The organism is Sorangium sp. So ce367 (assembly GCF_051520455.1).
GTDB lineage: Bacteria > Myxococcota_A > Polyangia > Polyangiales > Polyangiaceae > Sorangium > Sorangium cellulosum_B.
On the sequence record NZ_CP150334.1, the window covers coordinates 8,489,292 to 8,513,276 of the forward strand.

The following is a 23,985-nucleotide window of genomic DNA, read 5'->3' on the forward strand; positions in this document are numbered from 1 at the left end:
GGCGCGCGCTGCGGAGCCGGGCAAGGAGAAGGAGCGGCGGGCCGGCGCGGCGCGCGCTGCCGAGCGGGGCGAGGGTGAGAAGACGGCCAAGCAGAGGGGCTCCGCGGCGCGCTCCTCCGGCGCGGCCCGCGGCCGGGCAGGGCGTGGGCCCCGCGCGGGAGGCGGCGAGGAGGGGCGACGGCTCCCGGACGGGAGGCCCGCCGGCCGAGGCGCCGCGCAGCAGCAGCGCAGGAAGGCGGCCGAGCCGAGGCGGACGGAGGAGACCGACGCCTCGCTGCCGAAACGATCCGGGCGCGTGGCCCTGGTCGGGCGCCCCAACGTGGGCAAATCGACGCTGCTGAACGCGGCGCTCGGCCATCCGCTCGCGATCGTCTCGCCGACGCCTCAGACGACGCGCGACGCGATCCTCGGGGTCGTGCACCACGGCCCGGCGGAGATCGCGCTGCTCGACACGCCCGGCCTGCACCGGCCGCGCACGGAGCTCGGGCGCGTGATGAACCAGGCGGCGCGCGAGGCGGCGCGGGGCGCCGACGTGATCGTGTTCGTGACCGAAGCGCCGGATCCCGCGCGCCTGCCGCGGCGCGTGAAGGAGGGGGAGGACGGCCCGCCGCTCGCGCCGCACCCGAGCGATCTGACGTTGCTCGCGGACCTGGGGAGCGAGGCGCCGGTGGTGTTCGTGCTCAACAAGGTCGACCGGATGCGGGACAAGGCGCTGCTCTTGCCGCTCCTCGACGCGTTCGCCAAGCTCCGGGAGTTCGCGGCGATCGTCCCCATCTCGGCGCTGCGCGAGGACGGCGTCCAGCGCGTGCTCGACGAGGTGGCGAAGCTCTGTCCCGAGGGGGACTGGGGCTTCGCGCCCGATGAGCTCACCGACAGGCCGACGCGCTTCTTCGCCGCCGAGTACGTGCGCGAGCAGATCCTGCGCGCGACGAAGGCCGAGGTGCCCCACGCGAGCGCCGTCCAGATCGAGCGCTACGTCGAGCCGACAGGCGAGGGCGCGCTGCACATCGACGCGACCATCCACGTGGAGCGGCCCGGGCAGAAGAAGATCCTGATCGGCGCCGGCGCGGAGCAGCTGAAGCGCATCGGCACGGAGGCTCGGCTCCGGATAGAGGAGCTCGTCGGCCGGCAGGTGAACCTCAAGCTCTGGGTCCGGGTGACGCCAGAGTGGCGTGAGTCGCGAGAGCGGCTGGACGAGCTCGGTTACAACAAGGGAGAGACCTCGTGAGCGCGGCAAAGCCAGCCCTTTCCAGATCGAACAAGCGCAGCCAGGGAGCCGCCGGAGGCGGGCGGACGGTGAAGAAGGGCGACGCCCCCGAGAAGAAGAGGGGCGGCGTCGCTCCCAGGAAGGGCGCTACCGCCTCCGGCAAGGGCGCTGCCGCTCCCGGAAAGAGCGCAGCGGCCCCCGGCAAGGGCGCTGCTGCTCGCGGAAAGAGCGCGGCGGCCCCCGGCAAGAGCGTCGCCGGATCGAAGAAGGGCAGCAGATCAGGCCCGAGCAAGGGCCGTGCTCTCGCCGAGCCGATCGGCCACGAGGCGGCGCAGGACAGGGAGGAGCTCGCGGCGGACCTGGCCGAGGAGGTCATCGCGGCCGCCGAGGACGCCGCGGCCGATGCGCCTGCGCCGCCCCCGTCGGCCGGGATCGTGGCGCTGGTCGGGCGGCCCAACACCGGCAAGAGCACGCTGTTCAACCGGCTGATCGGCAAGCGCGTCGCGATCGTGCACGACGAGCCCGGGGTGACCCGCGATCGCCACTACGGCGACGTCACCTCGCGGGGACGGCGCTTCACGCTCGTCGACACGGGCGGGTTCGACCCCGAGAGCGATGATCCCATGCGGCAGGGGATCAAGCGGCAGATCGACCTCGCCATCGCCGAGGCCGACGTCATCGTGTGCGTCCTCGACGCCGTGACGCCGGTCACGCCGTCCGAGCACGCTGAGCTCGGCCTGCTGCGCCGCGCGGGCAAGCCCGTGATCTACGTCGCCAACAAGGCGGACTCGCCGAAGGCCGAGGTGGAGGCGGCGGAGCTGTACCGCCTCGGGATGGATCGGCTCATCCCGATCAGCGCCCTCCATGGCCGCGGCATCTCGGATCTGGAGATGGCCATCGAGGCGGCGCTCCCCAAGGAGCCCCCGGCGCCCGAGGAGTCGGCCGCGGGGGCGCTCCGCATCGCCATCATCGGGCGGCCCAACGCGGGGAAGTCGTCGCTCGTCAACCGCATCGCGGGCGAGGAGCGCATGCTGGTCGACGCGACGCCCGGCACGACGCGCGATCCGATCGACACGCTGGCCGAGCGCGACGGGAAGCGGTTCTTGCTGATCGACACGGCCGGCATCCGGCGCAAGGCGAAGGTGACGAAGGAGGACAGCGCCGTCGAGGCGGTCAGCGTGATCCACGCGATCCGCGCCATGGAGCGGGCGGAGGTCGTGCTCCTGCTCTGCGACGCGGCCGAGGGCGTGGCCGAGCAGGACGCGAAGATCCTCGGCCTCGCGGTCGATCGCGGGTGCGGCGTCGTGATCGGCCTCAACAAGATCGATCTGCTCGATCGCAAGGCGCTCGCCAAGGCGGAGCAGGACGCCCGCGACAAGCTCTCGTTCGTGCCGTGGGCGCCGATCGCGCACGTGAGCGCGCGCAGCGGGCGCGGCGTGGCGAAGCTCATCGAGAGCGTGGCCCAGGTGGCCGACGCCTACCGGAAGCGCGTGCCCACCGGGGAGCTCAACCGCTTCTTCGAGCAGATCCTGCTCACGCACCCGCCGCCGACGCACGGCGGGCGCGCGCCCCGCCTGTTCTTCGTCACGCAGGCCGAGACGTCGCCGCCGCTGTTCGTCGTCGTCGCGAGCGATCCCGACAAGCTCCACTTCAGCTACCGGCGCTACGTGGCGAACCAGCTCCGGCAGGCGTTCGGGCTGGAGGGCGTGCCGGTCCGCGTGAAGTACAAGGAGCGCAGGCGGCGGGGGTAAAGCCGGGGGGCAGCCCAGCTGCCTCCTGACGCAGACCGCTCCGAGTCACCCCAGGGCAGCCAGAAGAACCGACGAGCTGCCCCTGGCTACCCCGCCGCCCCGGGCAGCGGCGCCAGCACGTCGGCGATCCTCGCGAGCCCGGCCACGTCGTGGATGTCGTACGGGAACGCCGGGACGTCGACGCGGACGCTGCCGGCGCTCTGCTCGTCTTCGAGCGCCGCCTCGAGGGCGATCAGGTTCAGCTGATCGAGCTTGCCCATGCGGCTCTCGTCCTTGGCGGCCTGAAGCAGGCGCGCCGCGGCGCCGGAGGCGAGCGCAAGGCTGCTCCCGTCGAGCGCGGCGGCGATCTCGCCGACGCCGGGGAGCGCGCCGTACACCGGGTGAACGCGGTTCACGACGAACGCGTCGCGATGCATCTGCTGCTCGCGCAGGCGATCGGCGAAGTACAGCACCTCGCGCACGCAGAGCGGATCGGGCGTCGTGACGAGCACGTAGGCCACGTCGGGGCCGCGGAGCGCCGACGCCACCGCGTCCGCCCGCTGCTTCCAGCCGCCGAAGACCGCGTTCATCTCGCTGATGAACCCCGCGATCTGCTCGAGGAAGCCGCTGCCGGTCAGCTTGCCGATGCCCCGCAGCACCGCGGCGGTCGAGCGCGCCAGCAGGTTGAGCGAGAGCTTGCCTGAGCTCTGGAAGGCCTGCACGAACCACCGCGTCGCCGCGCCGTCGATGGCGCCGACGAGGCGCTCCGGCGCGTCGAGGAAATCCAGCGCGTTCGCCGTGGGCGGCGTGTCGAGCAGGACGAGGTCGTAGCTCGGGTCGCTCCTGACGGCGTAGAGCTTCTCCATCGCCATGTACTCCTGCGTGCCCGCGAGCGACGTGGAGATGTACTTGTAGAGGACGTTGCCCAGAATCCGGTCGCGCTGCTCGGGCGTGGGGGCGAGCGACGAGACGAGGCCGTCGAAGGTCGACTTCGTGTCGAGCATCATGACGGTCATCGAGCCGGGCACGTCGACCCCCGCCCTGGCGAAGCGGGCGGGCTCGATCGTCTGCGCCTCCGTCGTCATCTCCTCGAGCCCGAGGCTCTGGGACAGCCGGCGCGCCGGATCGATCGTCAGGCAAAGGACGCGCTTGCCGCGGCGGGCAGCGGCCAGGCCGAGCGCTGCAGTCGTGGTCGTCTTGCCGACGCCGCCGCAGCCGACGCAGAGGATCACCCTGCGGGAGGCGAGCAGCGGGGCCAGACCGGCGTGGTCTGCCTGAAGGGACGCGTCGGCGGCGGGCGGGCTGTTCCTATGGGGTGCGAGCGAGCCGGGCATTGCGCGCGACCTGAGGCCGCGGCCCCTTGTAGCACGAACCGGGGGGGCGCGAGCGCCCAGCCTGCGGTGTCGCGAGCGGCCAGCTGCACCGCAGCGACCGCTCAGCCTGCGGCGCAGCGACCGCTCAGCCTGCGGCGCAGCGACCGCTCAGCCTGCGCCGGCGCGGCCGCTCAGGCGGCGCGGAGGATGCGCAAGCACCCCGCAGCGGCCCGGGCAATGGAGGCGCCACGCTCCGCCGTGCCGCCACGGCCGCAGAGCAGCACCTCGCCGCCTGACACCGAGAGGCTCTGGACCTCGACGTCGGCGGTGAGCGTGGCGATGCGCGAGCCGACCGCCGCGCTCTGCACGGCGTCCGGGTTGGCGAGGAGCGGGGCGTAGGCGGCGAGCTCCTCACACGCCGGCCACGCGCCCGCCCCGGCGACGAGGCAGCCGCTGTCGTCCACGAGGACCACGACGTCCAGGTTCGCCTCGGCGCGGGTCGTCGAGAGCTGGTAGTGCAGCGCGGTGACCGGATCCTCGCTGCGGCGGCGCCGCCGCTCGGAGGTGGGGATCCCCTCATCCAGGGCCGCTGTGCCCTGCTCGACCGAGGGCGCGCCGGGATCGACCGGGCGCTCTGCGCGGCCTCCCGGCCTGCCGCCGCGCTGGCCGCCAGCGCAGCCGTCCGACGCGAGCTGAGGCACAAGCTGCTGGTTCGATAACGAGAGCGACACGAACACCTCCTCGACGCGAAGGATGGTCGCAGCGCACGAGGGCGGCCAACTTTGCTAAGTTCGAGGCGACGATGCGCGGCTTCATCGATCTGCACTCCCACTGGGTCGCCGGCGTCGACGACGGCGCCCGCACCGTCGAGGAGAGCCTCGCCCTCCTCACCGCGCTCCGCGGCGCCGGGTTCGACACCGTCGTGGCGACGCCGCACATGCGCCCCGGGATGTTCGACAACACCCGGCAGGGCCTCCAGGCCGCCTACGACGCGACCTGCGCCGCGCTGCGGGCCGCGGCCGGCGCGCGCGACCTGCCCGCGCTCGATCTCTCGTCGGAGCACTTCTTCGACGACATCGTCTTCCAGCGCCTCCTCGACGGCAGCGCCCTCCCCTTCCCGGGCGGCCGCGCCGCGCTCGTCGAGTTCCCGACCCGGAGCTTCCCCGCCCGGGCCGCGGAGCGGATCTTCGATCTCAGCCGCCGCAAGCTCCGCCCCGTCATCGCCCACCCGGAGCGCTACGAGCCCGTCTTCGACGACATCGCCTCGCTCGATCCGCTGCTCGACGCGGGCGCGGTGCTCCTCCTCGACGTCGCGGCGCTCACCGGCAAGTACGGGCGCACCCCCCGCCGGGCCGCCGAGCAGCTGCTCGAGGCCGGCTACTACTACGCCGCGTGCAGCGACGCCCACGCCGCAAAAGACGTCCCCGACGTGCGCGACGGCATCAAGGCGCTCTTCGCCAGGGTCGGCGAGGAGGAGGCGAGCTTCATGCTCATCGACGGCCCGCGCGCGATCCTCGAAGGCACCGTCGACCCCTGAGGCCGTGAACCACCCGCTCGCTTGACGGGCCGCCGTCCATCGCTATAAGCGAACGACACGTTCACTATTCATCATGGCGCAGTACCTCAAAGACGACGTCCAGGAGAGCATCACCTCCGCCGCGCTGACGATCTTCGCGCGGAAGGGGTACGAGAGCGCGACCATGGCCGAGATCGCCCGGGCGGCCGGCGTCTCGACGGGCAACATCTACCGGTACTTCGCGAACAAGGACGCGCTCTTCTACGGGATCGTCGACGACGGCTTCGCCCGCGCCTTCACGATCCTGCTGCGCCGCCGCGTGAAGGCGCTCGACGGCGTGGAGGACGTCCGGGCGCTCCCGCCGACGGCCGCCTACCACCTGATCTCCGAGGAGCTCCTCCGCTTCTGCATCGAGAACAGGCTGCGCGTCGTGATCCTCCTGGGGCGTGCCGGCGGCTCCAGGTACGAGCGGTTCTCCGAGGAGACCGTCGAACGCCTCATCGCGCTGGCGATCGAGCACTTCCGCGCCCTCGACCCATGCCTCTCGGTGACGGAGGCGATGCGCTTCAACCTGGACCAGATCTACCAGGGCTTCGTCAGGACGATGGTGAACGCCCTCGCCCGCTTCGAGGACGAGGACGCCATCCGAGAAGCGGTCCACGGTTACTCGAAATACCACCTTGCCGGACTCAGGAGCTTCTTCGCGTAACCTTCGCCTTCGCCTCGCCTCGCCTCAAAAGTGAACGAATCATTCATCATTCACCCATCGAGCCCGACCCCTCGCGGAGGCGAGGGGCGCAAGGAGGCCCATCATGCTGGAGAGCACGCTTGATCTGCCCGTCGAGGCGCGCGCCGTCCTCGAGGAAGAGGCCACGCTCCTCGAGCGCGTGCGCGCCGCGCTGGACAGGGCGCAGGAGCGCGCCGCGCGCGCCTTCGGGCGCGCGCCGCGCGAGCTCAGGTCCGTCGCGGCGCTCCGGGAGCTCCGCGACGAGGCCGCCGCGGCCTCGGCCGACGACCTGCCGGCGGTGCTCCTCGAGATGAGCGTGCGGCAGCGCCTTATCGAGCAGGAGCCCAGGGAGGCGCTGCCCGACCCGCTCTGCCCGTACCTCGCCCACCTCCGGGTCGATGAGGGCAAAGGGGCGAAGGACTACCTGCTCGGCCACGCGACGTTCCTGGATCCGTCGGCCGACGTGCGCATCCTCGACTGGCGCGTCGCGCCGGTGGCGCAGATCTTCTACCGGTACCGCGAGGGCGACGAGTACGAGGAGGCCTTCCCGGGGCGCGTGGCCGAGGGCGTGGTGAAGGCGCGCCGCATCGTCGTCGTGGAGCGCGGCGCCCTCACCCGGATCGTGGGCGACGGCCTCGTCCTGACGCGGCGAGGCGACGGGCGATGGACCCTCGCGGAGCGCGCGGCGCTCGCCATGCAGCCGGGCGGCGCGGGCACGGCCGCCCGACCCGGGAGCCTCGGCGTCGGCGCCGGCGCCACGGACCACGCGAAGGCCGCGGAGGTCACCGCCCTGCTCGACGCCGACCAGTACGCCGCCGTGTGCGCGCCCCCCGAGCAGCCGCTCCTCGTGCTCGGCAGCGCCGGGAGCGGAAAGACGACCGTGGCGCTGCACCGCCTCGCCCGGATCGCCGCGCTCGATCCGGCGCGGTGCCCGCTCTCGGCCATGAACGTGGTCGTCCCCGAGGAGGGCCTCGCGCGCCTGTCGCGCCGCCTGCTCTCGCCGCTCGGCGCGGGGGAAGCCCAGGTGAAGACGCTCGACGCCTGGTCGTCGGCGACCGCGCGTGAGGTCTTCGGCAAGCCGATCGCCCTGTGCGACGATCCCCCGGCGCTCGTCTCCAGCCTCAAGCGCCACCCGGCGCTCTACGGTGCGCTGCGCGAGCGGTTCGCCAGGCTCGCCCCGGCGAACACGACGCTCCCGCGGCTGCGCCGCCGCCTCGCCGACGTCTTCACGGATCGCGGGTTCCTCGAGGGCGTCGTCGCCGCCTCGGGCGGTGACCTCCCCAGGAGCGCGGTCGAGGAGACCGTCCGGCACACCCTGCTGCAGATCGCCGAGCCGCTCGACCGGCAGCTCGCCTCGATCACCGTGGCCTCGATGAAGCGGGCGCTCGACGGCCGCGCCATCGCGGAAGGGACGCCGGACGAGCTCGCGGGGACGCTCGACATCGACGATCTGCCGATCCTGCTCTTCCTTCGCGCCGCTCGCCGCGGCCTGGACGGGGCGGGGTGGTCGCACCTCGTGCTCGACGAGGCCGAGGACTTCTCGCTGTTCGAGCTGTTCGTCCTGGGGAAGCTCCTTGGCGAGACGCGCAGCGTCACGCTCGCCGGCGACGAGGCCCAGCAGACCTCCTCGAGCTTCGCCGGGTGGGAGGCGGCGCGAGCCGCGCTCGGCGTGGGCGACGCGGCGACCTGCCGCCTCGCGGTGTCGTACCGGTGCCCGCAGCCGGTGACGGAGCTCGCGCGGCGGCTCCTCGGCGAGCTCGCGCCCGAGGCGCCCGCGCGCGCGGCCCGGGACGGCGCGCCGGTCGGGCTCTTCCGATTCCCGAGCGAGGCGCAGGCGCACCTGTTCCTCGCCGGCGCGCTCCGCGACCTCGTCGGGCGGGAGCCCCGCGCCTCGGTGGCGGTCATCGCGCGGGACGCAGGCGCCGCGCGGGAGCTCCACGCGCTGATCGCGGAGCTACCGGAGGCGAGGCTCGTGCTGGAGGGAGCGTTCTCGTTCGAGCCGGGCATCGACGTCACCGACGTGGACAGCGCGAAGGGGCTCGAGTTCGACTACGTCGTCGTGCCCGACGCGACCGCGGCGGCGTACCCGATGAACCACGAGGCCCGCCGGCGGCTCCACGTCGCGGTGACGCGGACGTCGCACCAGCTCTGGCTCATCTCCGGAGCGGCGTGGTCGCCGCTCCTCGGCGACGTGGGGGTGAGCTGACGGTCGCCGCGGCGCGCCCTATGGACGCGGCCCGGACGGCGCGGAGACGGCGGCGGGAGGGAGCGGGCTGTCCCTCACCGCCGCGGTCCCGGCGAGCGCGACCCCGAGGACGGCGGCCCCGAACACCAGCAGCGCCTGCAGCCAGCGCCGCGGGGCAGGCGGAGGCTCCACCTCGTCGTCGGCCGAGCGATCCCCGGGATCGAGCGACTCGAGCGCGGCGCGCAGCTGCTGCGTGCGGAGGTGGGACGCGTCGCCCAGGATCTGTCCGAGCCAGCCGGCGACGAGCGCGTCGTTGCCCGGGTTCGCGGCGCCCGGGATCGCCTCCTCGAGCGCGCGCATGAGCTTCGCCGCCGTCGCCGTGCGCGCGGTGGGCGACTTGGCGAGCGCCTCGGAGACGAGGCGATCGAGCGCAGGGGGGATCGGCTCGGGCGGCGGCGGCGCGCTCAGGCGCTCCGCGAACCCGCGCCGGGACGGGACCGCCCGCGACGACAGCGGCGCGGCAGGCCGCTCGCTCGCGATGTGGGTCATCGTGCTCTCGCTGTCGTCGGCCTGGAAGGGATGAGCGCCCGACAGGAGCTCGTAGAGGAGCACCCCGACCCCGAAGAGATCGGACCGCCGATCGCACGGCTGCCCCCGGATGTGCTCCGGCGCCATGTACGGCGCGCTGCTCCGGAACAGGAACGCGCCCCCCTCGCCGCCCGCCGCGCCCGCCGTGCCCACCGTTGAACCGCGCCCGCCGTCGCCGCGCAGCGACTGCGGCCGTCGCTCGGACATCCGCCCTTCCTCGAGCTTCGCGATGCCGAAATCGACCATGCGGACGAGCCCCTCGGACGTGATGAGGACGTTGTCCGGCGAGACGTCGTAGTGCAGGAGCTCCCGTGGGTTGCCGCCCTCGTCCCGCAGCTCGTGCGCGGCGTCGAGGGCCGCGCAGATCTGGTAGGCGAGCCTCGCCGCGACCAGCACCGGCGCCGGTCGCCCGCGCGCGGCGCGCAGCACCGACGAGAGCGGCTCCCCGCTCACCCACTCCATGACATAGAAGAACGTGCCGTCCGTCTCGCCCAGATCCACGACGGGCACCACGTTCGGGTGCCTGATGCGCGCGGCCAGCGCGGCTTCGTCGAGGAATGTCCGAACGACGTCGGGATCGGGCGAGAGCTCCGGGCGAAGCACCTTGATCGCGAAGAGCCGCTGAAACCCGTGCTCCCGCCTCAGACGCGCCGCCCAGACCTCGCCCACGTCGCCTGCGGCCACCCGCAGGACGAGCTCGTACCGGCCCAGGGAAAACCCCGGGAAATAGCGCCCCCCGCCCCCCACGCGGAAGATGTGGCCCACAGTTGAAGAGCCCGCCAGTGCTCCCGGTGTGCGACGATCACGATTGTTGCCCTGGTTGTGAGACTCGACCTCAACAAGGAACCGCTTCCGACCGCGACATCACCGCCCTCCGACCCTCCGGAGCGCCTGTCGGGCCAGCCCGCTGCTCGGACGTTTTCGGTCCTATCCGGGATGCGGGGGTCTTGCTTCCTGAACAACCGGACAGTAAAGCTGCCGGAAACTGTTGCCCCGCGCGTCGTGGGTCCACCTCCGCGGTCCCCCCGCCGTCGCCCCCCTCCCATCGCTCCCTCCCGAGGTACGCATGAGTGACGAGAAGAACACCAAGCAGAAGTCTGCCGCCCTCGAGCTCGCGATCGCCAGCGTCGAGAAGGAGTACGGCAAGGGGGCGATCATGCGCCTCAAGGACGGGCAGACGCTGCACGACGAGGTCGCGGCCGTGGCGACCGGCTCGCTCGGCCTGGACATCGCCCTCGGCATCGGCGGCTACCCGCGCGGCCGCATCGTCGAGGTCTACGGGCCGGAGTCGAGCGGCAAGACGACCCTCACCCTCCACGCCATCGCGGCCGTCCAGCGGGCGGGCGGGACGGCGGCGTTCATCGACGCCGAGCACGCCCTCGACGTGAACTACGCCAAGAAGCTCGGCGTGAAGACCGACGAGCTGCTCATCTCCCAGCCCGACTACGGCGAGCAGGCGCTCGAGATCGCCGACATGCTGGTCCGCTCGAACGCCGTCGACATCATCGTCGTCGACTCGGTCGCCGCGCTCGTGCCCAAGGCCGAGATCGAGGGCGACATGGGCGACAGCCACGTCGGCCTCCAGGCCCGGCTGATGAGCCAGGCGCTCCGCAAGCTGACCGGCACGACCTCGCGCTCGCAGTGCCTGCTGATGTTCATCAACCAGATCCGGATGAAGATCGGCGTCATGTTCGGCAGCCCCGAGACGACGAGCGGCGGCAACGCCCTCAAGTTCTACGCCTCGGTCCGGCTCGACATCCGCCGCATCGGCGCCATCAAGGAGGCCGCCGCGGGCGGCAAGGAGCCGGCGGTCGTCGGCAACCGGACCCGCGTCAAGGTCGTGAAGAACAAGATGGCTCCCCCGTTCCGCGAGGTGGAGTTCGACATCCTGTACGGCCAGGGCATCAGCCACAGCGGCGACGTCATCGACCTCGCGACCGAGGCGAGCATCATCGAGAAGAGCGGCTCCTGGTTCTCGTTCCAGGGCGAGCGCATCGGTCAGGGCCGGGAGAACGCCCGCACCTACCTCGAGCAGCACCCGGCGGTGCTCGACAAGATCGAGTCGATGGTCCTCGCGAAGCACGGCATCTCGCGCGTCGGCGGGGCCGCCCCGACGAACGGCGCCGCGAGCCCCGGCCCGAAGGGCGGAGCCGCGGCCGAGGCCCCCGCGCAGGCGAAGGGTCGCGGCGAGGCAGCCTCGTCCGGCCAGGACGCCCGCCGTCCCCCGGGCAAGACGAACTGACGCCGGCTGCCATCGACGCCATGCACCTCTACGTGATGCGGCACGGCCCGGCGGAGGAGCGGGCGACCAGCGGGCGCGACGCGGACCGGAGGCTCACCCCCGAGGGCCGCGAGCGCGTGGTGCGGGTCTCTCTCGAGCTCCACCGCCTCCGGGGCGGCGCCCCTCTGCCGCTGGTGCTCGCGAGCCCCCTCGCGCGCGCGAGAGAGACCGCTGAGATCGCGGCGCCGATCTGCGGCGCGCCGGAGGTCGAGCTCCGGGACGAGCTCGCGCTCGACGCCGGGCTCCCGAGCTCGCTGGTCGCCGCGCTCGCCCGAGGCGGCGCCGACGCGCTGCTCGTCGGGCACCAGCCGAACGTGGAGCACCTCGTCCGTACGCTCGTCGACACGCCCGGCCGGGGCGCGACAGCGCTGCTCCCCGCCGGCTTCTGCACTGCCCTGGTCGTCGCCCTCGAGCCGGAGCCTTCCCAGCGCGCGCAGGGCCGCTGGCGCATGACGCAGATCCTCGATCCCCGGGCGCTCGCCCCGCGATGAGCGGGCGCTGCGCACGCGCCGTGTCATGGCGAGAGAGAGCAGGAGCAGAAGACGCGCGTCCGAGGCGGAAGGCGGCCCAACCGGCGCAGGCGCGCGTGGCCTTCACTACAAGCACATGAATTTGCAGAGGAAATCCAGATCACCGGCGAGCGGCGGCCAGGGCGCCCTCCCTCTCCCTCCGGAGGGTCCGGCCACCCGCTTACGTAGTCACAAATCCGAATGATTTCGATGTTCTCGGCCGCTCGCTTGACAAGGATCCCACCCGAGAATACGCCCAAATAAGGAGGATTGAGATGGCGGGACAGATGGCCTTCCCCTTCGCTCAACCCCCTCCAGGCCGTCTGTCGCGCAGCGGTGGGAAGGGCGCGGCGCGTACTTCCCTGCTGCCGCGTGTCGCCCGGGCGGTCGTCCGGGTGCCGGACCCCCGTCATCATCCGATCGACATCGATCTGCCGCCGGGCCAGCCGCACATCTACGTGCACGAGGGGGCGCGCCAGGCGCTCATCCGGCGGCTGGAGCTGGCCCAGAAGCGGCCGGTCCTCCTCTCGGTGACCGACAACTACCGGCAGATGATCTCCTCCTCGCTCCGGGAGGGCATCCTGCAGGCGCGCGTCCACCACATGTTCCTGGATGCGCCGGCGGTCGTCCAGGAGGCGCTCGTCCGGTACGTCGTGACGCAGGACCGGGCCGCCTCGCTCGTGGTCGGCCAGTACATCGACGAGAACGGCCACCGCATCCGGGCGAGCCGGCCGGTGAGCACGCCGCTCTCGACGCAGGGGCGGACGCACGACCTGCTGATCCTGTTCCAGAAGCTGAACCACGGGTACTTCGGCGGCGGGGTCGACGCGCTGATCACCTGGGGCAAGCGGACCAAGGCGCGGAAGCCGCGGCGCACCATCAAGCTCGGGAGCTACTCGGCGGTCGAGCGGCTGATCCGCATCCACCCGGTGCTCGACCGGCCCTGGGTCCCCCGCTACTTCATCTGTTACGTCATCTACCACGAGATGCTCCACCACGTGATGCCGGCGAGCCACGGCAACGGGCGCCGGATGCTCCATCCGCCCCAGTTCCTCGCCCGCGAGCGGCTCTTCCGCGACTACGAGCGCTCCCTCGCCTGGGAGCAGGACCACGTGGGGCGGCTCCTCCGCACCTGACGCATCCATCGCCTGCGGACGCACGTCATCCGGCGGCGTGTCGAGCGACGAACGCGACCAACGCAACGAACGCGACGAACGCGACGAACGCGACGAACCATTGCGCGAAGGTGCGGCTGGCTCTAAACCGGCGAACCCCCGTTCGGGCCGCGCCAGCCGGCGCCCCGTGGGTGCCCCCGTAACCTCGAAAGTGTGGAAGGCCAGCGTGCAGGAGATTCTCACCCAGGAAGCGAGCCCCAAGCGGGCGATGGAGGCCCTCGAGTGGGCCGTCCAGCGAGCAGAGAAGGCGGAGGCCGAGCAGCCCGAAGCGGGCGCCGAGCCACGCGCCTCGTCCAGGGTGATCTCCGGGCGGCCCGCCGACTTCAAGGCCGCGGCCGCCGCCTACCTGCCCGATGTCCGCAAGCTGCTCGACCGGGTCATGATGAGCGACGACGCCGAGGCCGGGCTCGACGCCCTGCTCGAGTCGGGCGCCCTCGCCGCGATGCTGCCCGAGGTCGAGGCGATGGTGGGCTTCGGCGACGGGGAGTGGCGCCACAAGGACGTCTGGAAGCACACGAAGCAGGTGGTGCGTCAGGCCGTCCCGAGGCTCGAGGTCCGCTGGGCGGCCCTGCTCCACGACATCGGCAAGACGAGGACGCGCTCCATCTCGCCGACGGGCGAGGTCCATTTCTTCGGTCACGCCGAGGTCGGCGCGCGCATGTTCGACAAGATCGACCGGCGGCTGCCGCTCTTCACGAAGGAGGAGGCGCTGAAGAACAGCATCCGCTTCCTGATCCTGCACCACCTCCGGGCGAGCCAGTACGAGGCGTCGTGGACCGACAGCGCGGTGCGCCGGTTCGCCAAGGAGATGGGCGGCTGCCTGAAGGACGTGCTCGACCTGTCGCGGGCGGACATCACCACGAAGCGGCCCGAGAAGAAGCGGAAGGGGCTGAAGCAGATCAGCGAGCTCGCCGAGCGGGTGCTCCAGGTCCAGGCCGAGGACGCGGTGGTGCCGCCGCTGCCGAGCGGCATCGGCGACGTCATCATGCATGCGTTCGGGCTGCCGCCGTCGCGGCGGATCGGCGAGATCAAGCGCGCGCTGGAGGAGGCGGTCGAGGCGGGCGAGGTGGCGTCGCACCAGGAGGCGGACGTCTACATCGCGTTCCTCCGGGAGCACGCGGCGCGGTTCGGGATCTGAGGGCGTAGCGCAGAGGGGCCCGGGACCGCCATGTTCGTCGCGCTAGAGAGCAGGCGCTGAGCGGTCGCCCGCACAGGAGACGGGTCCAGATCGGCGTCTTCGGAGCGGAAGCGCACTCCAGTGCGCTGAGCACCGAAGACGCCGAGATGGGCCCGTATCCGAAGCGGGCGGGCGCTCAGCGAAGGGGCGCTTCGCAGGTGGTGCAGCGAGGGGGAACGCCTTCCTTGTGGTAGTGCTCGCCGCAACGGCCGCAGAGACGAGCGTCGGCCTCGAAGGCGATCAGCTTGTCGGTCGCCTTGCAGCGGAGGCCGGCGACCTGCGGCGGCTCCAGCGGGCGCACCTCGCCGGCGGCATCGTCGGGCGGAGGCAGCGCGCCTTCCTTGATGTCAGCCGCACGCGCGGGGATACGCGCCCTCGCCTCGGCCAGCACGCGCGCGGCCGCCGGGAGGTGCGCTCGCAGCGGGATGGCGATCGCCGTGCCGCTGCCCTGGACCGTGAGCGCGGTCTCCGTGAGCAACAGGCCCGTGACATCGTGCCAGCCGATGCGCTCGATCTCGCCAGGTCCGCTCTCCAGCCCCACCCCGGCATCACCCACACGAAGCGCCTTCATCGACCACTGACCGAAGAGCCCGACCGCAGCCCCGAGGAGCAAGGCGCCGAGGAGCAGGTACGTGGCTGCCGGGTGCACGCCCGCGTCCTCGCCCCGGAACCACTGGCCATAAACCCCCGCCCCGGCCAGCAGCGCCGCGACGGACATGCCGAGCATCGTGAGGCCGAGCTCGAGCGACGCCTTCGGCTCGAAGCGTCGCTCGCTCCGCGGATCGGTCCGCTGCCGCAACACGACCTCACCGCCCTGCCCCGTGGTCCCCGAACCCTTGCGCTTGCGCTTCACCGGTCTGTCGGCTGCCATCGGCGGCTTCCTATCGGAGGAGACGCCCGGACGCAAAGGGGCTCAGCCCAGGCCAGCGCTCCGCGCGGGCAGCCAGACCGGAGCCGCCCCCCGCCCGCGCGGCAAGGACGGAGAGGTATGCTGGGACAGTGATGCTCTCGATGCCCAACGCGGCGACGTACGTCCTGCCCGCGCTGGGCATCGGGCTCGCCGCCCTCGCCATCCTGGGACCAGGCTCGCCACGCATGGCCACCGGCGTGCGGGTATGGGGGGCGCCCGTCGCCGGAAGCGAGGCGCTGGCGCTCCGCGTCGAAGGGGTGCGCCGCCTCCACGGCGCCGACGATCCGGCGGCCATCCCGCAGATCGAGGTGAGCGCCACGTCCGCAGGGTCGCCGCTCGAACGATGGACCGGCTCGCTCGACAAGGACGGCATCGGCGAGGCGCTGCTGCGCGCGCCAGCGGGGCTGCGGGAGCCGGTGACCGTGCGGATCGCGCTGGGCGGCGACACGCTCCTGGAGCGGCAGATCCCGCCGCTGCCTCCGCTCCCAGGGGCGGACACGAGCGCGCTGCCAGGCGCGGCGCACGCGACCGCGCTGCCAGGCGCGGCGCACGGGGAGCTCCGCCTGCAGGTCACGGCGGCGCGGGGAGCCCTGGCAGCTCCGTTCCCGGAGCGGGTGCGGGTCGCGATCGAGACGCGAGACGGAACGCCCGCGGCAGGGGCTCGCCTCGAGGCGAGCGCCGCCGGGGCAGAGATCGAGGGGCACGGCAGCGATCCGGCGCAGATCACGGCCGATGCGCGCGGCGCCGCGGAGCTCACGCTCAAGCCGCTGGCCCACACGGTCGAGCTCACGCTTCGCGCGACCCACCCGGGGAGCGCACCGCCAGGGAGACGGATCGCGAGCGGCACCTGGGAAGGGAAGCTGCCCGTGATCCCAGGAGCCATCTGGCTCGATCCGGGCGGTCTCGATCGCGAACGGCCCGAGCTCCGGTTGATCTCCCCGACGCCGAGGCCACGCGCCTACGTCTCGATCGGAGGTGCGCGCGGCCGTGCGCTGGGGACGACCGTCCCGCTCGCGGCGGACGGGGCGGGCTTCTTCTCGGGGAGGGTGACGCTCCTGGACGGCGCCGCGCCCGGGGAGGCGGACTGGGCAGTGGTCGCGAGCGACCCCTACGAGCAGGGCGCAGGCACGGTGGCCTGGCCGATCACGGCCGCGGCGGCGTCCGCCTCGCCGCGGCGCGTGGAGCTGCTCGCGGACGGGATGCCGGCGGCCGAGGCGCGCGAGCGGGCCCGCGCCTCGCATGCGCGGCGCGCTGGCCTCGGGGTCCTCGCCGCCTCCGCGGTGGCGCAGGTGCTGCTGCTCGCGCTGCGATCCAGGACCGCGCGGCGCCGCCTGGAGGCGCACGTCGCCGCCGCCTCGGGCGGCGAAGGCAAGGACGGCACCCATGGCGCGCCGCTGTCCAGGGAGGATCGCGACCGGCTGCTCGCCGCCGTGCGGGCGGAGCCGCTGCTGTCGGCGTTCGCCCTCGCCGCGCTCGTCGGGCTCTCCTTCGCGGCGGTCGCGGCGCTCGCCACCTTTCGATGACTCGAGGGCGCGTGCCGCCTTTGGGATTTGATCCGCGGCGGGCCCCGAGCCGCTAGACTGGAGGGCCAGGCGGCACGGGGCGGGAGGACGACAGACAGGGCATGTCCGAGCAGCAGCGGTACCGGGTCATCAAGCGCCTCGCCTCCGGAGGCATGGCGGAGGTCTTCGTCGCCGAGAGCGCGGGGATCGAAGGGTTCAAGAAGCAGGTCGCGATCAAGCGCGTCCTGCCGCAGCTCAGCAAGAAGGAGCAGTTCATCGCGATGTTCCTCGACGAGGCGCGCCTCTCGGCGCACCTCTCGCACTCGAACGTCGTGTCGGTGTTCGACATCGGCGTCGGCGACGGCACCTACTTCATCGTCATGGAGTACGTGGACGGCGCCGACCTGAGGGCCCTCCTCGATCACCAGAAGAAGGTCGGCCGGCCGATGACCGTCGAGGTGGCCGCCTTCATGGCCGCGAAGATGTGCCAGGGCCTCGCCTACGCGCACGACCTCGCGACCGGGGACGGAAAGCCGCTCCAGATCGTGCACCGGGACATCACGCCGGCCAACGTGCTCATCACCCGCTACGGCGAGGTGAAGATCGTGGACTTCGGGCTCGCGAAGGCGTCGAGCCAGCTCGCAGAGAGCGACGCGGGCATCATCAAGGGAAAGTTCGGCTACCTGGCGCCCGAGACGGTGCTCGAGCAGGGCGTCGACCAGCGCGTCGACATCTTCGCGCTCGGGATCATCCTCTGGGAGATGCTCGCCGGGCGCCGGCTGTTCCTCGGCGACTCCGACTACATCACGGTGCGGCTGGTGCGCGACGCGGTGATCCCCTCGCTCCAGCAGATCAACAGCGATGTGCCGCGCGAGCTGGAGCAGATCATCCGCCGCGCGCTCGCCCGCGACCCGGCGGCGCGTTACATGTCGGCGCGCGAGCTCGGCCGCGACCTGACCCGCTTCCTCTACCGCTACGGCCGCCCGGTGAGCGAGGACGACGTCGCCTCGCTCGTGGAGCGCGCCAAGGGCGGGCCGGCGCGGGCGGTCGACGGGACGCAGAAGATCGCAGAGCTCATCGACATGATGCTCCTCGAGTTCAAGTCGCTCACGAAGGAGCCGACCGCCGGCGGCAGCGGGCTGAGCCTGCTGCCCACCCTGGAGGGCGCCGCGATCCTGACGCACGGGGCCGAGCACCCGAGCTCGCCGCCCCCGCGCAGCGAGGGGCCGCTCGGGGGGCTCGCCGACGAGCTGGAAGGCCCGGACTCGCTCCACCAGGACGAGTCCTCGTCCTCGGTGACGGCCTGGTTCCGGGGGCTCATTCCGCGCTAGATCCTGCGCGGGAAGGCCAGCGACGTGACGTCCACGCCGCCGCGCTGTCCCATCCGTCCCATCCCATGACCCGTCACTGGCCAGGAGGAGCCCTCCTCCGGCCCACAGCAAAGGCAAAGAGAAGATGAGCGTCGAGATTGGAAAGCCGTTTCCGCGCTTCGCCCTGCCGAACCAGGACGGCAAGGCCGTGAAGCTCGAGGATTTCGCGGGCAAATGGCTCGTCCTCTACGTCTATCCGAAGGACGACACGCCGGGATGCACGATCCAGGGCAAGTCGTTCACGGCCTCCAAGGCCGATTTCGACGACGCCAACATCGCCGTGGTCGGCGTCAGCGAGGACGACGTCACGTCGCACAAGAGCTTCTGCGACAAGTTCTCCTTCACCATCGATCTGCTCGCCGACACGCGCCACGAGCTGCTCAAGGCCGCGGGCGTCGGGCAGAGCGAGTGGAAAGGCACCCTGTACTGGGACCGGACGACATTCGTCATCGATCCGTCGGGCGTGCTGCGAAGGACCTACCTGAAGGTGAAGCCCGACGGGCACGAGCAGGCCCTCCTCAAGGACATCGCGGAGCTCAAGGCCCAGGCCTGAACGCCGCGACCGCCTGCGAGGGCAGGGCGCACGGCGGAGGGCGCTCCGCCTGCGCAAAAACCTGCTCACGCTGGATTTGCTGGCATGTCGCCCCTACCCTGTCGCCCTTGTGGCACCACGCCCTCCTTTCGCTCCCGATCGAATCGTATCGCTCACGATCCTCGCGGCGATCGCCGCGGCGGCGATCGCGAGCGCTTCCGTGGTGGGCGCCTGTAAAGGCGCCGGGGGCGGCGGGTCCGTCGGCTCGAGTACGGGCGACGCCAGCGGCTGTCCGATGGGGCCAAGACAGGCGCTGTTCACGATCACCGTGCGCGCGAGAGGCGCCACCGTCCCGCCGGACACCACCGTTCACATCGCGTGGAGCGCCGCGGACGAGCCGATCTTCGTCCTGAGCGATCCGACCACATGGAAGACGCTCGACGAGGCCAACCTGGTGTGCGCCGTCGATCGCGCGCAGCCTCCTCCCGAAGCGCTGGAGACGCTCGTCTGCGAGCTGTGGACGGCCGGGGTGACGTGGGTGAAGATCTCGGGGACAGGCTACGACGATTTCGAGCAGACGCTCGCGCCCGTCATGAACGACGAGTGCGAGAGCTTCCTGCCCCAGAACGTCGATATCGAGCTCGTCCCGGCGGTGGACGGGGGCACGGGCGAGTAGCCGGTAGCCGGAGGGCGGCGCACCGGGGCGATGTGATCGCTGCCAAGCCCAGGCGCGCTCTCCTGTCGAAGGCAGCATGCGCCCCGATCCCCTCATTCCCCTGCTCTTTCCGGCCTTCCTCTCCGCTTGCGGCTCAGCTCCCGAGGCGAAGGCACCGGCCCCCGGCGGGCAGACGTTCCCCGAGGCGGTCGCGATGATGTGCGACGTCGACAGGAGAGCCGGGCTCGACCCGGAGGCGGATCCGATCAGCGTCGGGCAGATGCGGTCGGCGTGGATCGGAGAGCACGTGGAGAGCCCCGATGGAATCGAGCTCCGCACGATGCTCAGCGTGAAAGGGGCCGCAGAGCAGGGCGCGATGCTGCGCGAAGAGGCCAAGAAGGCAGGACTCGCGCGCTGCGCGCTCGCGGACTCGCTGGAGGCGGACGGGACAGGCGGGCTATCGCCATGACGCCATGAATGCACAGGATCGGTAGCGACGCACAGCCCTCGCGGCGGGGCGCAGCTGGCCGGAACGTGCGACGGGAGAGCTGGGGGAGATGGCCGCTGGCCGCTCACGCTCTCACGAAGACATCTGGAGACCGTGTTTCATCGCCTCGTCGGGCCGCTTTCGTCCACCGTCAGGAGAGCACTTCCGTGGCATCCTTCGCCCCGAGAACGTTATCGATCCAGCGGTCGAGGATAGTGATGTCCGTGCATGCCTGGATGCGCGCGCTCTCGCACTCGGCGAGCACGATCCCTGCGCGCGCGAGCAGCCGGAGCAGCGTGCCCCTCTTGGCCTTGAGCTCGCCCTCACGCAAGCCCTCGAGCTTGCCCTCACGCAGGCCCTCGAGCTTGCCGCGATCGATGAGCTTCTGCACGAACGGGGGGAAAGTTGCCTCGCCTTCGATCTGCCGTTCCATGACCAACGCCTCCAGAGCCCGCCGCATGGGCTCACGCAACGCGTTCCAGATGACCTGAAAATAGACCGCCGCGTGCTCCTGGTCGAGCCGACCGAGGGCGGCGAGCGCGGCCTGGACCACGTTGAGCCCGTTCGGCCCGTTGCCGTGCACCACGGCGGAGAGCACAGCGAGCTCGATCTCTTGCTCGGCTTCGGTAGGGTCGGTGATCTCGGGGACTACGGCTGGACCGAGCACCAGCGGCTCGACGTGGCCCAGCCCGAGCCCGAGGTCGATGTTCTCCGCCGCCCAGGTGGCCACGCCCGCGTCCGGCGCCACGACAAGGACGACCGTGCCGCAGCGCTTCCTGGCGCGCACGACCGTGACGTACGTCGGCCACGAGAACTTCTTGTCGGGATCCTCGTCGCGCTGAACCTCAAGGACGATCGCCAGCGCGAGCGCGCCGCTCGCGTCTCGAAGCTCGAGCACCAGGTCGGCGCGAAACTCGACTGGGATCAGCTGGTCGAGCGACGACTCGACCACCGCAACCGAGGCGTGCGGCGGTACCTCGACGTGAAAAAGCGCCTCGAGCAAGCGCGGCGCGAGCTCCGGCTGCTTACGGAAGATCTCGACGAGGGCGTTGTGCTCGAGCGTCGGCATGACGAGGGACCTCAAGCACGCACCGTGCCGACATGAAACGACGGGAACACGCGAGGAGAGAGGCGTCTCCGGGGTGGCGGCGCCATGGCGGACCTGCGAAGAAGCTCTCCGCCACGGAAAGGCGGCGGCCCATTGAAGCTCGGGAGTGCGCGCCCTGCTGACGATCCTCCCAGGGCTCACCGCCCCTGAATCACGGCGGCCCCGTCGCCCCCACCCTCGCCGCCGCTGACAAGAAGCGCCCTCACTTCGCCGCATGGCGAGCGCCTCCCGCTCTCGCGCCACCTCGCTGGCTCGCCCGCCCCTCCCCGCCTATCCTGATCTCATGGCCGCGCCGACCCCGCTCCGCCTCGCCTGGGCGACCGACGTCCACCTCAACTTCCTCTCCCGCGAGGACCTCGCCGCCTTCTGCTCCACCCTCGCCGCCACCGCCTCTGATGCCGTCCTCTTCACCGGCGACATCGCGGAAGCCACGAGCCTCCGCCCCCTCCTCGAGACCGTCGCCCAAGCCATCGAGCGCCCGCTCTACTTCGTCCTCGGCAACCACGATTTCTACCGCGGGAGCATCGCCGCCGTGCGCACGATGGCCGCCGAGCTCTCGGCCACCTCCCCGTGGCTCAGGTGGCTCCCGTCGATCCCCCACGTCGAGCTCGGCCCGGACACCGCCCTCGTCGGCCACGACGGCTGGGCCGACGCCCGCCTCGGCGATTACGAGAGATCGCCCGTCACGCTCAACGATTACGTGCTCATCCAGGAGCTCACCTCCCTCGACCGGCGCCGCCGGAGAGAGGCCTTGCACCGCCTCGGCGACGAGGCCGCGGAGTACCTGCGCCGCGTCCTGCCCGTGGCCCTCGAGCGGTACCGGCGCGTCATCGTCGCCACGCACGTCCCCCCGTTCAAGGAGGCCTGCTGGCACGAAGGTCAGATCTCCAACGACGACTGGCTCCCCCATTTCACCTGCAAGGCCACAGGCGAGGTGATCCGCGAGGCCGCCGTGCGGTACCCGGAGCGGCGGATCGAGGTGCTCTGCGGCCATACGCACGGCGCCGGCGTGGCGGAGATCCTCCCGAACCTCGTTGTGCGCACCGGCGGCGCCGAATACTACGAGCCCGCGGTGCAAGGCGTCATCACGACCGCGTAGGCCACCATCGCGCCGCGCACCCCGGCTCCCCACCGGGCCACTGCCCTCGCGGGCATCCATCCCAGGTACCCACCTACTCCGGCACAACGTATCCTGCGCGTCCACGATCTCCGCCGACCACGGCAGAACGGTGAGCCATGCCGACGAACGACCCCGACAGCCAGCTCGACGAGCTCCTTCGCGCGCTCGACGCGAGCGCTCGCTCCGCCAGCGTCTTCTATCCCACGCGGGTGCGAAACAGCCCGCCCGCCGGCGCAACCGACTACGATATCCCCGTGGCACCCGGGGTGACGCTCGGCGCACGCTGGCACCTCTCGGCCCCGAGCAACCCGACCGTGCTCGCCTTCCACGGCAATGGCGAGACTGCCCCCGACTACGACGAGATCGCCGTTGCCTGGCAGGACATCGGGCTCAACCTCTTCATGGTCGATTACCGCGGCTACGGCTGGAGCAAGGGGCATCCGACGCTGCGCTCGCTCCATGAAGATCCCTTGAAGGTCTCCGACTTCTTCCTGCGCGAGCTCGCCGACAAGAGCCGCGCCGCAGGCCTCGATCAGCCGCCGAAGCCGGTGCTCTTCGGCCGCTCGCTCGGCAGCTCACCGGCGTCGCGCATCGCCGCGCACCGCGGCGACGCGTACCGCGCGCTCCTCCTCGAGAGCGGGTTCAGCGACGTGCGGCACCTGCTCGCCCTCTTCGAGATCGACCTCGGCGATCTGCGCGACGAGGCGCACCGCAGCTTCTCGAACCCGGAGCTCCTGAGGAACGTCGAGATCCCGGTCCTCGTCCTGCACGGCGCGCGCGACAGGCTGCTCCCGCCGGACCACGCCCGCGAGAACCACGGGGCCGTCCCCCACGAGAGGAAAGCCCTGCACCTCATCGACGGCGCCGGGCACAACGATATCCTCCTCTTCGCGTCCGCCTATTTTGGAGCCATCCGCGATTTCCTGTCCAAGCGCTGGTAAGCTCCTCGCGACCACGATGCCGCTGCGCCGTCTCGATCTACGCGAACGCATCGCACGGCTTCTTCGGAGCGACGCCGATCTCGACAGCTTCGCCGGCGACCGATTCCCCGAGGCGAGCGGCCGCTTCACGGATGGGATGGACCGGGTACGCAAGACGAACATCCTCCTCGATTACGCCGACCCAGGGGCACTCGCCAAGCAGCTGCGACTCCTCGAACGGTCGCCGAAGGGGGCGGCGCAACCCGCCGAGGACGGCCCCATCAAGCTGCTCTATCTCGCCTGCAATCCGACATCGACGGACCAGCTCGCCCTCAGCCGCGAGGCGCGACGGATCGAAGACAGGCTCCGCGCGGGCAAGCCTCGGCGCGTCAACGCGATCGAGATCGTGCCTCGCTGGGCGGTCCGGCGCAGCGAGCTGCAGCGGCTGCTCCTCGAGGAAGAGCCGCATGTGCTGCACTTCTCCGGCCACGGCTCCGGCCGGGCGCGGCTCCTCTTCGAGGACGACGGCGGAAACATCGCGCCTCTGGAGGCGAGGGCGCTCGTGAGCCTGATAGGCCGCCTCAAGCGCCGCTTGCAGCTCGTCGTGCTCAACGCGTGCGACACCGAGCCGCTCGTAGGGGCGCTGGTCAAGCACGTCGCCTGCGCGGTCGGCATGCGCCAGGCGATCGGCGACGAGGCAGCGGCGACGTTCGCCGAGACGTTCTACGAGGCCCTCTCGTTCGGAGAGCCGATCGGCGCGGCGTTCGAGCTAGCTCGCATCGCGCTCGGGATGTCGCCCCTCCGTGAAGAACGAACGCCCGTGCTGCGGTTCAAGCGAGGCGTCGACATCGACCGGCGGAGGCTCGAGAAATAGCGTCCATCGGCGCGACGGGTGATATGCGGCTCGTCGCGTGATCGCCGCGCGCACCTCGCGAGGCCTCCCGTCGCCGGGCGGCCGCCCTCGGGCGCGCGG

22 protein-coding genes are annotated in these 23,985 nt (G+C 71.7%); 17 read left to right on the top strand and 5 right to left on the bottom strand.

Annotated elements, in window-relative coordinates:
- Nucleotides 1-295 precede the first annotated feature (295 nt).
- Both era and der read left to right on the top strand, forming a co-directional pair.
- Nucleotides 296-1,228: a GTPase Era gene (gene era / locus WME97_RS32115; protein WP_437543025.1), complete on the top strand. Its 933-nt coding sequence runs from the start codon at nt 296-298 to the stop codon at nt 1,226-1,228.
- Nucleotides 1,225-2,958: a ribosome biogenesis GTPase Der gene (gene der / locus WME97_RS32120; protein WP_437543027.1), complete on the top strand. Its 1,734-nt coding sequence runs from the start codon at nt 1,225-1,227 to the stop codon at nt 2,956-2,958. Before era ends, der begins: the two co-directional genes overlap by 4 nt.
- A gap of 86 nt (nt 2,959-3,044) precedes the next feature.
- Here the strand turns inward: der and WME97_RS32125 are convergent, their stop codons facing one another.
- Entirely contained in the window at nt 3,045-4,271 is a 1,227-nt protein-coding gene (locus WME97_RS32125; protein ID WP_437543030.1) for an ArsA family ATPase, read from the bottom strand.
- Nucleotides 4,272-4,441: 170 nt separating this feature from the next.
- A complete protein-coding gene (locus WME97_RS32130; RefSeq protein WP_437543033.1) occupies nt 4,442-4,981 on the bottom strand; it encodes a hypothetical protein in 540 nt (179 codons plus the stop codon).
- Nucleotides 4,982-5,052: 71 nt separating this feature from the next.
- Here WME97_RS32130 and WME97_RS32135 point away from each other — a divergent pair, with 71 nt between their 5' ends.
- The 3 genes from WME97_RS32135 (at nt 5,053) to WME97_RS32145 (ending at nt 8,699) form a co-directional block, all read left to right on the top strand.
- Nucleotides 5,053-5,787, top strand: coding sequence for a tyrosine-protein phosphatase (locus WME97_RS32135; RefSeq protein ID WP_437543035.1), 735 nt, complete (start codon nt 5,053-5,055; stop codon nt 5,785-5,787).
- A 73-nt stretch (nt 5,788-5,860) separates the two neighbouring features.
- The gene (locus WME97_RS32140; protein WP_437543037.1) at nt 5,861-6,475 is read left to right on the top strand and encodes a TetR/AcrR family transcriptional regulator; all 615 of its coding nucleotides are present in this window, start codon (nt 5,861-5,863) and stop codon (nt 6,473-6,475) included.
- A 103-nt stretch (nt 6,476-6,578) separates the two neighbouring features.
- Entirely contained in the window at nt 6,579-8,699 is a 2,121-nt protein-coding gene (locus tag WME97_RS32145) for an ATP-binding domain-containing protein (RefSeq protein WP_437543039.1), read from the top strand.
- A gap of 18 nt (nt 8,700-8,717) precedes the next feature.
- On the opposite strand, the gene WME97_RS32150 is transcribed toward WME97_RS32145, so the two are convergent.
- Nucleotides 8,718-10,031, bottom strand: coding sequence for a serine/threonine-protein kinase (locus WME97_RS32150; RefSeq protein ID WP_437543041.1), 1,314 nt, complete (start codon nt 10,029-10,031; stop codon nt 8,718-8,720).
- 301 nt (nt 10,032-10,332) lie between these two features.
- Here WME97_RS32150 and recA point away from each other — a divergent pair, with 301 nt between their 5' ends.
- The 4 genes from recA (at nt 10,333) to WME97_RS32170 (ending at nt 14,369) form a co-directional block, all read left to right on the top strand.
- Complete coding sequence (gene recA, locus WME97_RS32155; RefSeq protein WP_437293867.1) at nt 10,333-11,508, top strand: recombinase RecA; 1,176 nt, start codon at nt 10,333-10,335, stop codon at nt 11,506-11,508.
- Between the two features lie 20 nt (nt 11,509-11,528).
- Entirely contained in the window at nt 11,529-12,038 is a 510-nt protein-coding gene (locus tag WME97_RS32160; RefSeq protein WP_437543043.1) for a SixA phosphatase family protein, read from the top strand.
- Nucleotides 12,039-12,451: 413 nt separating this feature from the next.
- The gene (locus WME97_RS32165) at nt 12,452-13,192 is read left to right on the top strand and encodes a hypothetical protein (protein WP_437543046.1); all 741 of its coding nucleotides are present in this window, start codon (nt 12,452-12,454) and stop codon (nt 13,190-13,192) included.
- Between the two features lie 205 nt (nt 13,193-13,397).
- Nucleotides 13,398-14,369, top strand: coding sequence for an HDIG domain-containing metalloprotein (locus WME97_RS32170; protein WP_437543049.1), 972 nt, complete (start codon nt 13,398-13,400; stop codon nt 14,367-14,369).
- Nucleotides 14,370-14,544: 175 nt separating this feature from the next.
- Here WME97_RS32170 and WME97_RS32175 read toward each other — a convergent pair whose 3' ends face one another.
- Nucleotides 14,545-15,279: a hypothetical protein gene (locus tag WME97_RS32175; protein ID WP_437543051.1), complete on the bottom strand. Its 735-nt coding sequence runs from the start codon at nt 15,277-15,279 to the stop codon at nt 14,545-14,547.
- 128 nt (nt 15,280-15,407) lie between these two features.
- On the opposite strand from WME97_RS32175, the gene WME97_RS32180 reads away from it, so the two are divergent.
- From WME97_RS32180 to WME97_RS32200, 5 genes are all read left to right on the top strand, one after another.
- Nucleotides 15,408-16,841 (top strand): hypothetical protein, encoded by a 1,434-nt coding sequence (locus WME97_RS32180; protein ID WP_437543053.1) that lies wholly within the window; start codon nt 15,408-15,410, stop codon nt 16,839-16,841.
- A gap of 101 nt (nt 16,842-16,942) precedes the next feature.
- Nucleotides 16,943-18,151, top strand: coding sequence for a serine/threonine protein kinase (locus tag WME97_RS32185; RefSeq protein ID WP_437543056.1), 1,209 nt, complete (start codon nt 16,943-16,945; stop codon nt 18,149-18,151).
- A 124-nt stretch (nt 18,152-18,275) separates the two neighbouring features.
- Entirely contained in the window at nt 18,276-18,743 is a 468-nt protein-coding gene (locus WME97_RS32190) for a peroxiredoxin (RefSeq protein WP_437543057.1), read from the top strand.
- 109 nt (nt 18,744-18,852) lie between these two features.
- Nucleotides 18,853-19,398: a hypothetical protein gene (locus WME97_RS32195; RefSeq protein ID WP_437543059.1), complete on the top strand. Its 546-nt coding sequence runs from the start codon at nt 18,853-18,855 to the stop codon at nt 19,396-19,398.
- Between the two features lie 76 nt (nt 19,399-19,474).
- Nucleotides 19,475-19,846 carry a hypothetical protein gene (locus WME97_RS32200; protein WP_437543061.1) on the top strand — a complete coding sequence of 124 codons (372 nt, stop codon included), beginning with the start codon at nt 19,475-19,477 and terminating at the stop codon, nt 19,844-19,846.
- A gap of 169 nt (nt 19,847-20,015) precedes the next feature.
- Here the strand turns inward: WME97_RS32200 and WME97_RS32205 are convergent, their stop codons facing one another.
- A complete protein-coding gene (locus tag WME97_RS32205) occupies nt 20,016-20,933 on the bottom strand; it encodes a hypothetical protein (RefSeq protein ID WP_437543063.1) in 918 nt (305 codons plus the stop codon).
- Between the two features lie 322 nt (nt 20,934-21,255).
- Here WME97_RS32205 and WME97_RS32210 point away from each other — a divergent pair, with 322 nt between their 5' ends.
- From WME97_RS32210 to WME97_RS32220, 3 genes are all read left to right on the top strand, one after another.
- Nucleotides 21,256-22,071, top strand: a complete 816-nt coding sequence (locus tag WME97_RS32210) for a metallophosphoesterase family protein (RefSeq protein ID WP_437543064.1) — start codon at nt 21,256-21,258, stop codon at nt 22,069-22,071.
- 137 nt (nt 22,072-22,208) lie between these two features.
- On the top strand, nt 22,209-23,033 hold the full coding sequence (locus WME97_RS32215) for an alpha/beta hydrolase (RefSeq protein ID WP_437543066.1): 825 nt from the start codon (nt 22,209-22,211) through the stop codon (nt 23,031-23,033).
- 16 nt (nt 23,034-23,049) lie between these two features.
- The gene (locus WME97_RS32220; protein ID WP_437543068.1) at nt 23,050-23,886 is read left to right on the top strand and encodes a CHAT domain-containing protein; all 837 of its coding nucleotides are present in this window, start codon (nt 23,050-23,052) and stop codon (nt 23,884-23,886) included.
- Nucleotides 23,887-23,985: the final 99 nt, after the last annotated feature.

Excerpts from the sequence above, each read along its gene's own strand:
- WME97_RS32125 (WP_437543030.1), bottom strand. The coding sequence starts at position 4,271 with ATGCCCGGCTCGCTCGCACCCCATAGGAACAGCCCGCCCGCCGCCGAC.
- WME97_RS32135 (WP_437543035.1), top strand. The coding sequence starts at position 5,053 with ATGCGCGGCTTCATCGATCTGCACTCCCACTGGGTCGCCGGCGTCGAC.
- WME97_RS32140 (WP_437543037.1), top strand. The coding sequence starts at position 5,861 with ATGGCGCAGTACCTCAAAGACGACGTCCAGGAGAGCATCACCTCCGCC.
- WME97_RS32145 (WP_437543039.1), top strand. The coding sequence starts at position 6,579 with ATGCTGGAGAGCACGCTTGATCTGCCCGTCGAGGCGCGCGCCGTCCTC.
- recA (WP_437293867.1), top strand. The coding sequence starts at position 10,333 with ATGAGTGACGAGAAGAACACCAAGCAGAAGTCTGCCGCCCTCGAGCTC.
- WME97_RS32160 (WP_437543043.1), top strand. The coding sequence starts at position 11,529 with ATGCACCTCTACGTGATGCGGCACGGCCCGGCGGAGGAGCGGGCGACC.
- WME97_RS32175 (WP_437543051.1), bottom strand. The coding sequence starts at position 15,279 with ATGGCAGCCGACAGACCGGTGAAGCGCAAGCGCAAGGGTTCGGGGACC.
- WME97_RS32185 (WP_437543056.1), top strand. The coding sequence starts at position 16,943 with ATGTCCGAGCAGCAGCGGTACCGGGTCATCAAGCGCCTCGCCTCCGGA.
- WME97_RS32190 (WP_437543057.1), top strand. The coding sequence starts at position 18,276 with ATGAGCGTCGAGATTGGAAAGCCGTTTCCGCGCTTCGCCCTGCCGAAC.
- WME97_RS32200 (WP_437543061.1), top strand. The coding sequence starts at position 19,475 with ATGCGCCCCGATCCCCTCATTCCCCTGCTCTTTCCGGCCTTCCTCTCC.
- WME97_RS32205 (WP_437543063.1), bottom strand. The coding sequence starts at position 20,933 with ATGCCGACGCTCGAGCACAACGCCCTCGTCGAGATCTTCCGTAAGCAG.
- WME97_RS32210 (WP_437543064.1), top strand. The coding sequence starts at position 21,256 with ATGGCCGCGCCGACCCCGCTCCGCCTCGCCTGGGCGACCGACGTCCAC.
- WME97_RS32215 (WP_437543066.1), top strand. The coding sequence starts at position 22,209 with ATGCCGACGAACGACCCCGACAGCCAGCTCGACGAGCTCCTTCGCGCG.
- WME97_RS32220 (WP_437543068.1), top strand. The coding sequence starts at position 23,050 with ATGCCGCTGCGCCGTCTCGATCTACGCGAACGCATCGCACGGCTTCTT.